The sequence below is a fragment of the Listeria grayi genome (genome assembly GCF_900638015.1).
In the GTDB taxonomy this organism is placed as follows: Bacteria; Bacillota; Bacilli; order Lactobacillales; family Listeriaceae; genus Listeria; species Listeria grayi.
In genome coordinates, this window is the sequence record NZ_LR134483.1 from 2,097,378 (window position 1) to 2,110,840 (window position 13,463).

General features: G+C 42.7%; 14 protein-coding genes. 4 read left to right on the forward strand and 10 right to left on the reverse strand.

Annotated elements, in window-relative coordinates; all coding sequences use genetic code 11:
- Window positions 1-212: 212 nt before the first annotated feature.
- Together EL241_RS10260 and EL241_RS10265 are read right to left on the reverse strand one after the other, a co-directional pair.
- Window positions 213-470 carry a CD3324 family protein gene (locus tag EL241_RS10260; RefSeq protein WP_036104966.1) on the reverse strand — a complete coding sequence of 86 codons (258 nt, stop codon included), beginning with the start codon at window positions 468-470 and terminating at the stop codon, window positions 213-215.
- 143 nt (window positions 471-613) lie between these two features.
- Window positions 614-1,009, reverse strand: coding sequence for a DUF6508 domain-containing protein (locus tag EL241_RS10265; RefSeq protein WP_036104964.1), 396 nt, complete (start codon window positions 1,007-1,009; stop codon window positions 614-616).
- A gap of 82 nt (window positions 1,010-1,091) precedes the next feature.
- Between EL241_RS10265 and EL241_RS10270 the strand changes: the two genes are divergently transcribed.
- Window positions 1,092-1,589: an NUDIX hydrolase gene (locus tag EL241_RS10270; protein WP_036105080.1), complete on the forward strand. Its 498-nt coding sequence runs from the start codon at window positions 1,092-1,094 to the stop codon at window positions 1,587-1,589.
- A 35-nt stretch (window positions 1,590-1,624) separates the two neighbouring features.
- Here EL241_RS10270 and EL241_RS10275 read toward each other — a convergent pair whose 3' ends face one another.
- On the reverse strand, window positions 1,625-2,011 hold the full coding sequence (locus EL241_RS10275; RefSeq protein ID WP_036104963.1) for a winged helix-turn-helix transcriptional regulator: 387 nt from the start codon (window positions 2,009-2,011) through the stop codon (window positions 1,625-1,627).
- Window positions 2,012-2,139: 128 nt separating this feature from the next.
- Between EL241_RS10275 and EL241_RS10280 the strand changes: the two genes are divergently transcribed.
- Together EL241_RS10280 and EL241_RS10285 are read left to right on the forward strand one after the other, a co-directional pair.
- Window positions 2,140-3,348, forward strand: a complete 1,209-nt coding sequence (locus tag EL241_RS10280) for an MFS transporter (protein WP_036104960.1) — start codon at window positions 2,140-2,142, stop codon at window positions 3,346-3,348.
- A 101-nt stretch (window positions 3,349-3,449) separates the two neighbouring features.
- Window positions 3,450-4,289 (forward strand): aldo/keto reductase, encoded by an 840-nt coding sequence (locus EL241_RS10285; RefSeq protein WP_036104957.1) that lies wholly within the window; start codon window positions 3,450-3,452, stop codon window positions 4,287-4,289.
- Between the two features lie 40 nt (window positions 4,290-4,329).
- On the opposite strand, the gene EL241_RS10290 is transcribed toward EL241_RS10285, so the two are convergent.
- The 7 genes from EL241_RS10290 to EL241_RS10320 form a co-directional block, all read right to left on the reverse strand.
- Entirely contained in the window at window positions 4,330-5,316 is a 987-nt protein-coding gene (locus EL241_RS10290; protein WP_036104956.1) for a lipoate--protein ligase, read from the reverse strand.
- A gap of 14 nt (window positions 5,317-5,330) precedes the next feature.
- Window positions 5,331-6,188, reverse strand: a complete 858-nt coding sequence (locus tag EL241_RS10295) for a metallophosphoesterase (RefSeq protein WP_036104953.1) — start codon at window positions 6,186-6,188, stop codon at window positions 5,331-5,333.
- Window positions 6,189-6,283: 95 nt separating this feature from the next.
- Window positions 6,284-7,534 carry a GTPase HflX gene (gene hflX, locus EL241_RS10300; RefSeq protein WP_036104951.1) on the reverse strand — a complete coding sequence of 417 codons (1,251 nt, stop codon included), beginning with the start codon at window positions 7,532-7,534 and terminating at the stop codon, window positions 6,284-6,286.
- Between the two features lie 252 nt (window positions 7,535-7,786).
- The gene (locus EL241_RS10305; RefSeq protein WP_036104948.1) at window positions 7,787-8,518 is read right to left on the reverse strand and encodes an FAD synthetase family protein; all 732 of its coding nucleotides are present in this window, start codon (window positions 8,516-8,518) and stop codon (window positions 7,787-7,789) included.
- A gap of 68 nt (window positions 8,519-8,586) precedes the next feature.
- Window positions 8,587-9,633 (reverse strand): YdcF family protein, encoded by a 1,047-nt coding sequence (locus EL241_RS10310; RefSeq protein WP_052009110.1) that lies wholly within the window; start codon window positions 9,631-9,633, stop codon window positions 8,587-8,589.
- A 107-nt stretch (window positions 9,634-9,740) separates the two neighbouring features.
- Window positions 9,741-11,552, reverse strand: a complete 1,812-nt coding sequence (glmS, locus tag EL241_RS10315) for a glutamine--fructose-6-phosphate transaminase (isomerizing) (RefSeq protein ID WP_126320561.1) — start codon at window positions 11,550-11,552, stop codon at window positions 9,741-9,743.
- 555 nt (window positions 11,553-12,107) lie between these two features.
- Window positions 12,108-12,932, reverse strand: coding sequence for a hypothetical protein (locus EL241_RS10320; protein ID WP_036104946.1), 825 nt, complete (start codon window positions 12,930-12,932; stop codon window positions 12,108-12,110).
- Between the two features lie 59 nt (window positions 12,933-12,991).
- On the opposite strand from EL241_RS10320, the gene EL241_RS10325 reads away from it, so the two are divergent.
- Window positions 12,992-13,462, forward strand: coding sequence for a GNAT family N-acetyltransferase (locus EL241_RS10325; protein WP_003754557.1), 471 nt, complete (start codon window positions 12,992-12,994; stop codon window positions 13,460-13,462).
- Window position 13,463 lies beyond the last annotated feature (1 nt).

Genomic DNA, 13,463 nt, shown 5'->3' on the forward strand with positions numbered 1-13,463 from the left:
AAATGATTATAGTCATACTCAGCATAAAAAAACGGTGCGTGTTCTGCACCGTTTCAGCTTGGCGAAAAACGCTCATCTTCGTCGTTAAAGTCTGCTTCGGTACTCGACTTTGCCTAGAATCTAATCATTTTTCGCCAAGCTGGGAATAGCTAGGAAATGATTGAAATGGTGTTTTTCTTCAGTCTGAAACGGTACAGTTCTGCACCGTTTTTTTATTTTCTATATAAAATATTTTTGATCGTACTTTCAGCGAGGTAATAATCGCTTGCCAGTTCTGCAATGCTTGTACCGTCTGCATGAGCGGCGCGGATCGACTGATTTCGCGAAGCTAGCTCTTTTTTGGTTCCGGAACTCTCGCCCCATGCTTTTTTCTCGATCGCCGGGATGTATAATAAACTTCCGCTAACGTATTTTTGCAGTTCTGCTATTAATTCATGCGGCAATAATTGATCCGCTGTTTGGTATTTCATATCGGCTGTACTCCTTTTCTCGATTTTGCTAAGAAAAGTGAAGCCTATTGGGCGATAAACGATTATTTAGATACTGTATGAAGTATCGCCCTTTGAAAAAGGCTCCACACAGCTCACTCGGTTAATAGCTTTCTGCAAGCTAATCACCTCCTTTGATTTTTTTCATCTATTGCTTGTAGCCGTTTCAATGAAGCTGTCAACCAGCCATCTTTGGCGAACTTTTCAAGTGAACCTTCTACAAAGCGCTCGGAACGGATCACATACGTAAGCAAGCCAATGACTTCCTCTGCGGTCAATGTTTGAAAAAGGTTTGGCTCTGTTAGATTTTCTAAGGAAAGCTCAATCGGTGAACGAGCTATCGTCTCTTGATAATTGTGATCCATAAAGGGCTCAAATGTATGACAAAAATCATGTATTTGCTGCTCATAAATAACATAGGGCAACTGCCGAGCACCATCGATTTCTTTCCCAAGTGTCCATTTCCCTATTTTTTCCGGATCCATTGTCTTTAAATAAGCAGTTAGGCTTTCATAACGCATGGCTTTCCCTTCTTTACTTCCATTTTATCTTCCTTTATTATATAGGGAAGATGATATAAAAGAAAGTTAGGGGGTCTTGACCATATTAGCATACACACTCGCATTTATTAGACGAAAAAACGACATTTTGCTTTTAAACCGAGAAAAGGATCCTTGGATGGGGCGTTGGAATGGGGTCGGCGGGAAGATCGAACCTGGCGAAACGATCACAGAATCCGTCAAGCGTGAGATCCTTGAAGAGACTGGAATCGAAGCGAAGGGATATGCGCTGCGCTTTGCGGGTCAGATGGTATGGGAAGATGATGGAAAAGCAGTAGGTGGTATGTATTTATTTGTGGCAGAACTCGCTGAAACAATTGCGATCCCAGATGCTGCTGCCACACGTGAAGGGGTTCTTGCTTTCAAAGCATTGGATTGGATCTTGGATGCTGCCAATACCGGTGTCGTGGATAATGTGCCTTACACGCTACGCCATATTTTACCGACTGATACACCAATCGAGATAAAATCTGTTTATAAGAAAAATGAATTGACATCGATCACTCACCAGCCGTTAGAAACAACCGATATTTTATTATAAAAGAAGCCCTGCTTATGTGCAGGGCTTCTTTTTTATTATTTTGCTTCTTCCAATTCTTCCTCTTCTACTTTGTCGCGTTCGATCAAGACGACATCTTCCCCTTGATCGCGTAAGTAGTCGACATGTGCTTCGCCCCATAGGCATAATTTATTTAAAATAAACGATAATGTATCTCCATATTCTGTCAAAGAATATTCCACTTTCGGCGGAACTTCGCGGTATACTTTCCGCTTGATGACACTTGATTTTTCTAATTCTCGTAATTGACTAGTCAGCATTTTTTGAGAAATTCCGGGGATCAGCCGTTTCAATTCGCCAGTTCGCTTCGATCCGGTACGCAAGTGACATAAAATAACCGGTTTCCATTTCCCACCGATCACTTCTAAAGTTGCTTCTACACCAATATTATAAACTTTTTTCATCTTCATTTCTCCTTTCGTTACACAATTGTTACCAAAAGGTGCTTACATGATTTTAAAGTACCTACTTGTTTCTTTATACCCTATATATGATACTATACATTGTCAATAAAATCAAAGGAGAAATGAAAATGAATACGGAAACGAAAATCAATCCATCCCTAACTTTGCTTGCTCTCGCAATCAGTGCTTTCGGGATCGGTTCTACCGAGTTTATCAGTGTTGGTCTGTTGCCAATGATCGTGAATGATATGGGGGTATCCCTCAGTAATGCTAGTTTAACTGTTTCCCTGTATGCAGTCGGGGTGATGATCGGAGCACCGGTCTTAACAGTCCTTACCTCCAAATTAAGCCGCAAAAATGTACTTTTAATCGTCATGCTACTTTTTATTGTTGGGAACCTAATTGCGGCAGCCGCTCCAGAATTTACGTTGCTACTGACTGGAAGAATCATTTCCGCATTAGCACATGGTGTTTTCATGTCGATCGCTTCTGTGATCGCAGCTGATGTGGTCGCTCCAAATAAACGAGCAAGCGCGATCGCAATTATGTTTACAGGTTTAACCGTAGCGACCGTAACAGGTGTACCGCTAGGAACTTTTATCGGTCAAATCACTAATTGGCGCATGTCATTTGTATTTATTGCGGCAATCGGGATCATTGCACTTATCAGTAATTTATTCTTAGTCCCAGGTAATCTATCTAAAGGCGCAGCGATCTCGCTTCGTGATGTTGGTAAAGTACTGGCTAACTTCCGGCTCTTGCTTGTTTTGATCATTACTGCTTTGGGATATGGCGGAACATTTGTTGTCTACACGTATGTATCGCCGATTCTAAGTGAGTTTATGCATTATTCGGCAAGTACGATCGTCATTTTACTTGTCTTATATGGGATCGCCGTAGCCATTGGAAATACTTTAGGCGGAAATTTAGCTAACAACAACCCGCTTCGTGCCTTGCTCTATATGTTTGCCGCACTGGCATTAAGTATTTTAGGCATCTATATTTTCCTACATTCCCAAGTAATGGGGCTGATCATGGTATTGATCATGGGGTTATTTGCCTTCATGAATGTTCCGGGTCTCCAATTGTATGCCGTCCAATTAGCAGAAAAATATGTCCCAAGTGCGACAGCAATGGCTTCAGCGTTGAATATCTCGGCATTCAACATCGGGATCGCGATCGGCTCTTATCTTGGTGGACAAGTGACCTCCCACCTCGGACTTGAGTATACACCGATTTTCGGCTTTTTCATGGTATTATCGGCTGTAGTGATCACTGGAATTTGGTTGGTGGTGGAAAAAAATAAAGCTCGTAAGTCTTTTGCTGTCAGCAATTAAAACTTTGCGGTGCCTATATTACGTTAAAGTAGGTACTTTTCATTCCGCACTTCACGGTGCATACTTTAAATATACTTTCAAATGAAGGAGACGAAATAACAATGATTACAAACTTGCAAGATCGTGTTCAATTAAATAATGGTGTTAAAATGCCCGGTTTCGGACTTGGTGTTTTTCAAGTAGAAGATGGTAATGTAGCTGGTCCGGTTGCCGAAGCAATCAAGCAAGGCTACCGTAATATCGATACAGCTGCGATTTATGGCAATGAAGCTGGTGTCGGTGAAGGGATCAAAGCTGGTTTAGAGGCAGCAGGAATTTCTCGCGAAGAATTATTTGTTACATCTAAAGTTTGGAATGGCGGTTTGAGTTATGACGAAACGATCCAAGCGTACGAAGACAGTCTAACAAAATTAGGATTGGATTATTTAGATCTTTATTTGATCCATTGGCCTGGCGACAATGATTATCAAGAATCTTGGCGTGCTATGGAAGACCTTTATCAAGCTGGTAAGATCAAAGCAATTGGTGTATGTAATTTCACAACTGCTCAATTAGAAAACTTATTGAAGGACGCTCGCGTTACTCCGGTACTAAATCAAGTAGAACTTCACCCGCGTCTAGATCAGCACGAAGTACGTGCTTTTGCAGCAAAACACAACATTCTGATCGAGGCATGGGCGCCACTTATGCAAGGTGGATTGCTACAAGATGAAACATTGACTGCTATTGCTAATAACCACGGCAAATCTGTGGCTCAAGTTATCTTGCGTTGGGATATCCAAAACGGGATCATCACGATTCCAAAATCCGTCAAAGCAGAACGCATTGCCGCAAATGCTGACGTTTTTGATTTTGAATTGACTGCAGAAGAAATGGCAACGATCAATGCGATGAATACAGATACACGTGTAGGTCCGGATCCTGATACTTTCCGATTCTAAGTGTAAAAAAGACATGCTGCCAACAGCATGTCTTTTTTTATTAGAAGAGCAGATCCAATAATTCTGCTTCGGATATTTTACCAAAATAATGGGAAACTGAAATCGCGTCTAGTTTCTCCTGTACCGCCTCGCGAGTATACTTTGTTCCCTCTAACAATGCTTGGATCTCCGTGATCTCGCCGACAGCGAAAAAGTCGCCATAGATCGTGATCGTTTCCAAATATCCTTTTTTGATTTCCAAATGAAATTCAACCGTTCCAGCCGGAAAACGTTTTTTCTTGATAACACTGCCTTTAGGCGATTTCCCAAAATTCCAGTCCCAATTCTGATAGCGTTCTTTTTGGATCGCAGCGATTTTTGTATTGTCTTCCTCTGTAAACTGATAAGTAGGGATATCTTTCGTTTTAAAAATCGATTCCAATAATAGTTGTTTGAACTGTAGTATATCCATATCTTCTTGCAAATGTTCTTTAATCGTTGTTACTCTGGCTCTAACCGACTGGACACCCTTCGATAGATATTTTTCAGGATCGACATGTAGTGCCTTCGTCAGGTTTTCCAAATTCACATCGAACATAAGCGTTCCGTGCGTGTATAACCGACCTTTCGTTACGAACTGGGCATTCCCACTGATTTTTTTGCCGCCTACTTCAATATCGTTGCGTCCGCTGAGTTTAGCGTCTACCCCTAACGAACGCAATGCTTCGATGACCGGCTCGGTAAAGCGAGCGAAGTTTTGAAAACTGTCGCCATCATCTTTAGTGATCATGCTGAAGCTGATATTGCCCTCATCGTTATAGACAGCGCCGCCACCTGATAATCGACGTAGTACCGGCAGATTATTTTCATGGACATAGGCTTGACTGATCTCTTGCAGTGTATTTTGATTTTTGCCGACAATAACTGTTGGGTGCATGCGGTAAAACATAAAATACGTTTCATTTTCGTCTAAATAACGCAATGCGTATTCTTCCATTGCAAAATTATACGTTTGATCCAAGTTATCTTGGTTATCTAAATAAATCATTTTTTTCTTCCCCTCTATTCCGACAATAAATGAATGACCACCATTTCTGGATCATTCCACACCCGCGGAATCCAGGTTTTGTTCCCGAGACCTCGGCTGACGATCAGCGTTTTTCCCGCTGCTTGGTGCCGGCCGGCTGTTAATGTTGGAAACAATCCCTGCCCCGGTGCAAAAAGCCCCTCCGTTCCAGGAAAGCGAACTTGCCCCCCATGGGCATGTCCGGACAGCGCTAAATCAATCGGCAGCTTTTGATAATAGTTCCAATATTCCGGACGATGCGCTAATAAAAAGGTAAATGTATCTGGCGGAATCAAACTACTGATCCGTTCTAATTCCTTCTCCAAGACCGGTAATTCCCGCTCCTCCTTCGACAGATCCGGATGACGAAACGAATAAAATGACGGATCTTCAATGCCCGCGATCGCTAATTGATCGCCATCGATAGTCACTGTTTGTACATCGTTCGCCAGCACCTCCACTCCTGCAGTTTTCATTGCCGCAAGCAACTCCGGATAGAAAGCGCTTTTCGCCTCATGATTTCCATTCACAAAGAACAACGGGTAATGCCGGGCTAGTTTGCGAATAAACGCGATCGCCACATGCGGGGATTCATCGCCATCTAAAATATCCCCCGTCAAAAATATCATCGCCGGCTCTATTTCATGGATCTTTTTAAATAGTTTACTGTTATATCTTCCAAAACTCGCACTATGCAAGTCAGATAATTGTAAGATTTTTTGATGATGCCACGCCTTGCCGATCTTTTCAGAATGGATATAATAATTGGAAACCTCGAGCTGTTTCGTCGACCAGTACGCATAGCCAGCCAAACCAGCAGCGATTCCGAGTGCTGTAGATGTGATTTTTTTCATAATAAGTCCTCGCTACTTCATTTTTCTTTATTATACCAAACTCTCTCTCATTCTTCCTAAAAAAAATCTCTCCGGTTAGGGAGAGATCTCTATATTTATACGTGATAAGCTTTTAACTGCTCGATTACTTTCGGTGCGACTTCTGCTGTGATTTTCGTTCCGTCTTCTAGGTATTCTGTAGCAGCGACATCGCCAACTTCATTCAGATACGCGACCCACTTACTTTCCTCAAACGGGATCAAAAACGTCGCTTTTTCGTAATCAGCAAAAAGTTCTTTTTTGATACGGTTTACTAATAGCTGCAAACCAGCCTCTTCGCGGGCAGAGAAAATGATCGTATCTCCGCGCTCGATTGGATAGTCTGTATCTTCACGTTTATCCGCCTTATTAAACGCATAAATGATCGGTATATCTTTAACATCCAGGTCCGCTAATGTTTTTTCTGTTGTTTCCATCATCAACTTATAATGTGGATCGGAATAATCAACCACGTGGATCAGCAGATCTGCGTCGCGTGCTTCTTCTAGCGTCGAACGAAATGCCTGTACAAGGTGATGTGGCAGTTTGCTGACAAAGCCAACCGTATCCGTTAGTAAGAATTGCTTGTTATCCGTCAGGTGGATGTCGCGGATACTCGTTTCGAGCGTTGCGAACAACATGTCCTTCTCAAAAACTTGCTTATTTTCTTTTCCTTGGAAAAGTTTGACCAAACCGTTCATCGTAGTCGATTTTCCAGCGTTGGTATAGCCTACCAGTGAAACGACCGGCAAATCGTTTTTCTTACGCTTGCGCCGCATCACCTCTCTATTTGCCACGATGTCTTGCAATTCCTTGCGCAGATTCTTGATTTGATAACGGATCGTCCGTCTATTCAGTTCCAGCTTGGTTTCCCCAGATCCACGGTTTGTAACTCCTGAGCCGCCGCCTTGCTGATCTAGGTCTTCGCCTTGACCAAAGATCCGCGGCAATTCATATTGGAGCCTCGCGATCTCTACTTGGATCTGTGCCTCTCGTGTTTTGGCACGTTCCGCAAAAATCGCTAAGATCAGGCCAGTTCGATCCATGATCTGAAGCTCTAATCCTTCTTCCAGATTACGGATCTGCGAAGGAGACAATTCATCATTGAAAATAACCAGTTTTGCCCCTTCGATTTCTGCTTCCAGTTTTATTTCCTCCACCTTGCCCTTACCCACATAAGTTGCCCGGTTCTCACGCTCCATATTCTGAACCATGACCGAACATACTTCATATTGATTGGCACGAGCTAAGTTTTCTAGTTCCTCCATTGAGTAATCAAAAAATGCTTGTTTGTGGCTTACGCCGACTAATATTACTTTTCTCTGCATAAAAAAGACCTCCTGAAATTATCTTTTCCAGTGCGGTCAACAAAGGCAAACGAGTGCCAATATACAAACTGACACCGCTGCACGATATTTGATTGGATTTCGGGTCGTTACTAGATATTCCCCATTCTCACAAGCCGCACTATTCAATTAGTTACATGCACGCGAATAACGCAATCTAGTATATCCCACCGCAAAATCCCTCCGTTCCTATTAAGTGGCTCTAGTTTAACACGGAATTTTTTATTTCGCAACCTATCCTACAAATCGCAGCCGAAGCTCTCCATCTGCGCTGTCTACCAAGATTTTCCGGTCACTCGTCACCTTCACTCGTCCATGTTCCAGTGTTTCATACTCCCCGGGAAGCGGTAAGACATAATCTTCTTCATCAGCAATCACGCCGTCCTTCACGACGCCGTTTACATACCAGGCATGACCAAGCAGACGCTCTGCCTCTTTGAAGGCACCTCGTCGCAGTAAAGAGCGTATATAAGTAGAACTGATTTTTTCGTTATTCATCGGCACGACAGGAACAGCAACCACCTTGATTCCAAAAGGTTCTGCAAGATCCCGCAACAGCTCCACATCTGAATGGCGTCCCTTCCCGAAATTAAACTCTTCGCCCACACAAATATGCGATAAATTCAAATTCGCCAAGTGCTCGCAGACAAATTCTTCCGGTGATGTTTCCGCATAGGCTGCTGTAAATGCAGTCTCAAATAGGCGATCCACCCCATAATGCCCTAGCCAATAAGCTTTTTCCCGCGGCGGGGTGATCATTTCCCGATAATCTTCCATTCGTTTCAGTGCCCAGAGCGGATGTGGACTGAAACTGATAGTAGCCAAAATCTCAGACGGCTGTTTCAACTTTAATGCCTGTTTCAAAATATATTGATGTCCGAGATGCACCCCGTCAAATTTCCCGATCGTGAGCACAGCCGGCCTTTTATCGATAGTCGGTGCAAAATCCACATGCGTTATTTCCATCATCCTGCCCCCTTTTCTTTCCACTTTAGCGGATAGCTCAGGAAAGTACAACTAACTTGTTTATGGAGCTATATATCCAATACTTTCAGCATGACCGCTATCAGGATATAACCAACAAAGAAGCTACTGACTGTTATGGCGTGCCGTTTTTTGTGCATACTAAGAATCGCGATCCATTCGCGCAGAAAAGCATTCGGCAGAAAATAAAAAGCCGTTTTTGCCCCGATCCCGTTGATTGCCAGACCAGCCTTTCGCGCAAACATCCCCGCCCGCAAGACATGGTAATTATTCGTAAAGAAGATCGCTTCGTAGTTTGTCTTTCTATTTGCCATTATCTCCGCAGAAAACCGCATGTTTTCATACGTAGTACGCGAATTTGTTTCTACCAATGTATCCTGCTCAGGAATCCCCTTCGCAATCGCATACTGCTGCATAGCCTCTGCCTCCGAAATCGTTTCGTCAGCACCTTTTCCACCTGAGAAAACAATCTGCGGCCGTGACCCCACGCTCGCTTTATAAAAAGCAATTGCCTTATCGATCCGAGCTGCCAATAAAGGCGGCACCCGATTCCCACCAATCAGCCCACTACCGAGAACTATTAGAAAATCCGGTTGTCGCGGCTTTTTCGCATACCGATAAATCACACTTAGACTCGTAAAATTCAATGCCACACAGAAAAAATAATAAGCCGTAGTCGGAACCACTAATAATAGAACTTGGAGCGAACTGGGGATTTTTAAAAAGGACGGGATATTGATCCACTGAATAATCACCCAAATAATCAGCAAAAGTCCTGCAAATAACGTCAATAGGTTGGAAAGCGCCAACCTTTCTCTCCGCATGACGATACCAGCATTCCAAATCAGAAAAATAATAAGCAGATAAATGCCAAACAGCAATAGAAATACCGCTAAAATAGCTACTCCGACTAGCAAAATATAAATTGGTCGAAAATTCTCGAACTGTAGAATAAAAACAAGCAACGTCAACAACGCAGCCATTGCTGTAAGATTGAAAAGTAGCCCATTGCGTAAATGTGTCGGATTTTTGCGAAAAGATAAAGCTAGCAAGCCCCCGATCATGATGCAGACGCAAACGCCTATTAGTAAGATCATGACAATTCCCCTTTTAAGTCTTTTTTTCTATTATAGCAAAAAAAGAGCTTAGCTTGGCGAGCAGATTTTTGATCTGTTGCCAAGCTAAACGCTTCTCTAATTCTTTCCTACTCCACTGTCACACTCTTCGCCAAATTCCGTGGTTTATCCACATCACATCCGCGATGCAGCGCTGCATAATAAGCCAGCAATTGCGTTGGTACAACGCTCACTAACGGTGTCAGCAATTCATGTACTTCCGGAATCACGAATTGGTCACCCGGCTCTGCAACGCTCGCCATTGCAAATACACAGCTGTAAGCACCGCGGGCATTGACTTCATTGATGTTCCCACGAATATTCCAATTGATTTCCTTTTGTGTGATGATCGCCAGCACAGGAGTTCCTTCTTCGATCAGAGCGATCGTACCATGTTTCAACTCACCACTGGCAAAACCTTCCGCTTGGATGTAAGAGATCTCTTTTAATTTCAGTGCTGCTTCCATTGCGACGAAATAGTCGATATGGCGACCTAGGAAAAAGGCATTGCGGGTTGTTTCTAGATAGTCGCCGGCAAGATGTTCGATCTCTTCTTTATTTGAAATGATCGCTTCCATTGCCGTCGCAACAATACCAAGTTCTGCTGCTAGATTGATTTTACTTGCTGCCTCTAGGCCTTTTTTTCTGCCCAGTGCTACAGCCAAGATCGACAGCACCGCTATCTGCGCAGTATAGGCTTTTGTGGAAGCTACTGCTATTTCCGGACCGGCATGCAGATAAAGCACGTCAGCGGCTTCTCTCGCCAATGTGGAGCCAGGTACATTTGTCAGTGTCAATGTATCATAGCCTTGTTCTTTCATTTTTACTAATACTTGACGGCTATCTGCTGTCTCACCGCTTTGGGTAATAAAAATGAAGAGTGGTTTTGGCGTCAAGATCGGTGTATTATAACCGAATTCGCTGGAAACATGTACTTCCACGGGAATCTCGGCAAATTTTTCGATCAAGTTTTTTCCGACTAGACCAGCATGATAACTCGTTCCGCAAGCGATGATATGCACACGGTCAGCGGCAAGCAATCTGTTCAGTGTTTCTTCCTTCACTTGCACCTCGCCAGCTTCATCTTGGTAAGCTTGGATGATCTTGCGCATAACGGCAGGCTGTTCGTCTACTTCTTTCAGCATATAATGTGGATATGTTCCTTTTTCAATATCAGCAGCATCCAACTCTGCAGTGTAGCTAGCGCGTTCTACTTCTTCGCCTGCTAAGTCTTCGATCTTCACGCTATCTTTTGTAAGTGTGATCACTTCTCCATCCATGATTTCGATGAATTCTGTTGTTTCTCTCAATCCAGCCATCGCATCACTAACGATCATATTAAAGTTTTTCCCTTTACCGATCAGTAGTGGGCTTTTATTTTTAGCCGCATAAAGTGTATCTTTGTCCGTATTGTCGATCAAGCAGATCGCATAAGAACCATGAAGTAATTTTAGTGTTTCCACAAATGCGGCTTTCACAGCCAAGCCCTCTGCTACTTTTTTCTCGATCAACTGGATAATCACTTCTGTATCGGTCTCACTGACAAACTTCACGTCTGCTAAGTAATCTTGTTTCAATGCCAAGTAATTTTCGATAACGCCATTGTGCACGATCGTGAAACGGCCGCTTGTACTTTGGTGCGGATGCGCATTTTGATGGCTTGGTTTGCCGTGTGTTGCCCAGCGCGTATGTCCGATCCCAATCTCGCCGTATTCTTTTTCGCCGACTGCTGCAGCTAGATCCGCTATTCTGCCTTGTACTTTTACTACTTTGACTTGCTTTTTATCTTCTAAAAGCGCGATTCCTGCTGAATCATAACCACGATACTCTAATTTTTCCAAGCCGTGCAGCAAAACATCTTTCGCATTTTTTCTACCAATAAATCCTACTATTCCACACATATAAAATCCTCCAATGATTTAAAGGCCGCATTTAAGAAGCCTTGTATAATTCGCGTTTCCTTGGAGAATCAAACTCATGCGTCTAAGCTTTCTGTCCAAACAGTCACCTGCTTGTTTTGTAACTCAGACATAACGGCTACATGAATAACCGGGAGACTCCCGCCGAAAAACTCGATTAATCTCCTCCTCGTCAACTGATACCCCGTTCGATCAGTTCTGGCGCTTCTATTAAATTGTCGCTATCCTCCTCTATCTTTTTTCAAGGAAACAAATTCATTTTAAACGAAATTGTATAGTACGTCAAGCATTAATATAAAGGGGTTCCAATAAAATTGGTATATACATTTGTTTTTTGAAAAAATTTTATTTTCCCCACAAAAAAATGCCTTTTTCAAGGCATTTCCTAGCTATTCCCAGCTTGGCGAAAAATGATTAGATTCTAGGCAAAGTCGAGTACCGAAGCGGAGCGTACTTAAGTACGTGAGCATCGAAACGCAGACTTTAACGACGAAGATGAGCGTTTTTCGCCAAGCTGAAATGCCTTTTTCAAGGCATTTACTCTTTTTTCCCACCAATCGCATAACATACAGAACCTAATAAAGCAGTCGATCCTGTTAACAGTTGCATACCTAAGATTCGTAGCTCGCCGCCCCAAACCTGCAGTGGAGTATCGCTTGTTTGGCTAATGACATGTGTGAATTGAGAGGACCAGATATAGTTATTGATCGTGATAAATCCAACTGCGAACAATATAGCAAGTGCTGCATAAAAATATGTATTCCGCAGAAAAAGAACTAAACAGCCGATCAACATGAGACAAGCAATCAAATTCCAGATGCCATCTGTCCAACCAAGTGATAAAACGTTGGCGGAACTTTTTTTATTTCCTAAAGTCGTAAATAGCGCATAACTGGAAATCGCCGCCAGAATAATGGCGAAACTATTCCAAACATTTCCTAGAATCCGCCATTTTTTTTGCCAGCTTTGTTCGATTGCAGCAATTGGTTGTACTTTGAAAAATACTAATACGCCTATAAATAACAACACTGCCACAATTCCTTGGACAAGTGCGTTTATCTCTCCCGGACTGAAAACGTGGTTTACTAAGATTTTTCTGACGGCTGACAATCGCAGAAACTGGATCAGATAAAATAATATGGTCAATCCTAAGAATAACAGCGTCCCAATTGCCGCCTGGCGATTCCGGTCGGCTTTATTCCCGAATACAATCAGCAACACCCCGATCGGCAACAACAGCAGGTCCAACCAATCAAAGGTATGATTGATAAAATAACCGCTGACAGAGGTTATAAAATAATAACATTGTACAAGTCCTAGCGCGATTGCAAAGCTTAAAAATATTTTTTTTGACGCATACATAGGATAATTCCTTTCTTTCTATATTTATAGCGTTTATACTTATAGGAGGAGGTGATTTCATGGAATACGCAGAACTATTTCCCAGCGATGAACTACCCTTGCAGCTGCTTTTAGAAGCCGATCCTGATCTCAACCAAATCACCAGTTACATCAATGATTGTATGATCTATGTACTTAAAAAAAGCAGCGAGCCGATCGGTATCATCTGTGTGCAGCCGCTCGCTTCCCATACAGCGGAAATCAAAAATATCTCCATTGCCGCTACCTACCAAAACTCAGGACTGGGTAAGCAATTGCTTCACCATGCCCTGTTGAAACTAGATCAGAAAGCGTTCCGGAAAGTTATCGTAAAAACGGGAAACTCCAGTATCGGTCCATTAGCTTTTTATCAAAAACTTGGATTTCGGATAACCGGCATGGAACCAGACTTTTTTACAAAGCATTATCCCCATCAGGAAATCATCGAAAACGGCATTCCTTGCAAGGATCAAATTGAATTGACATTATACTTGAATGGAAAAGGAGGCTGAT